The organism is Alphaproteobacteria bacterium (assembly GCA_025800285.1).
Classification (GTDB): domain Bacteria; phylum Pseudomonadota; class Alphaproteobacteria; order JAOXRX01; family JAOXRX01; genus JAOXRX01.
The window spans coordinates 1-927 of the sequence record JAOXRX010000001.1 but is presented as its reverse complement, the minus strand read 5'-3'; the positions used below and the strand labels follow the sequence as shown (position 1 = coordinate 927).

The 927-nt window shown below is 31.0% G+C and carries 2 protein-coding genes; both read right to left on the bottom strand.

From position 1 onward, the window contains the following. Positions 1-4: 4 nt before the first annotated feature. Entirely contained in the window at positions 5-472 is a 468-nt protein-coding gene (locus OIF36_00010; GenBank protein ID MCV6598854.1) for a hypothetical protein, read from the bottom strand. A 36-nt stretch (positions 473-508) separates the two neighbouring features. Next, the gene (locus tag OIF36_00005; GenBank protein MCV6598853.1) at positions 509-868 is read right to left on the bottom strand and encodes a hypothetical protein; all 360 of its coding nucleotides are present in this window, start codon (positions 866-868) and stop codon (positions 509-511) included. Between the last annotated feature and the right edge of the window lie 59 nt (positions 869-927).

Sequence of the window (927 nt, the reverse complement as noted above, 5' to 3'; positions counted from 1 at the left end):
TCCATTACCAGCCCCATTTCTCACTTTCACTATATTTTTTACTATTAGCGTGTGTTGATGTATCAGGAAAATAATATTCATTTGTGCCGACACTTTTTACATAAGAAGGATTGTATTCAAGCAAGTTTTTGATATTCACACAATGATTTGCATAATCACAATCATAAACCTCTCTTCCTTCCGCTCTGACTTGAATTTTTTTAATCAGACTATTTGATCCATTGACTGTACCAATATTATCATTAACAGCAATAGCAGCATGATCCGCTAATTTATCTACTTTAAAATTAACTGATAGTCTTGCATTATACCAATCAAATGGAGTAGTTTCTCCACTATTATCAGCAACAATTTTCAATCCATCTCTATTTTGATGTTGAGTATCATTAGGATTTATTTCAAGTCGATTTTCGAGATCGAAAACAACATCTTCATATCTTTCAAGATAACGTGGTGTACGAAATGATTTCATAATTTTATTATAAGATTACATTATTTTTTTTATTTTTTAATCATCACTCAAAATGAGACCAAGTTGTTGATATCTGTCTTGTTGCGTCATCGGTTTAGTATTTATTGTAGTTGGTTCTTCAAATGTTACTTTTTTAGGTTTTTGTATTTTTTTCTTTCTCGACAGAAATTCGATTATTTTATCACCAGCTTTTTCTCCAACATGTTCACCAGTTTTTGTAGCTGCAGCAGTTACAGCTTTTGTTGCAACAGTTTTTGCAGCTTTTTTGAGTGTTTGTCCAAAAACTTTCGAACCAATATTTTTAAATACATCCATTACTCCCTCACCATAAATATGTTGTCTTGTAAATCTTCCCAAATCGGGATCATATCGTTTTTTGAATTCTGATTGCTTCATTTATTACTAGGATGATATTATCTTGAATGAAGCAATAATGTCATGAACCAATCTATTCC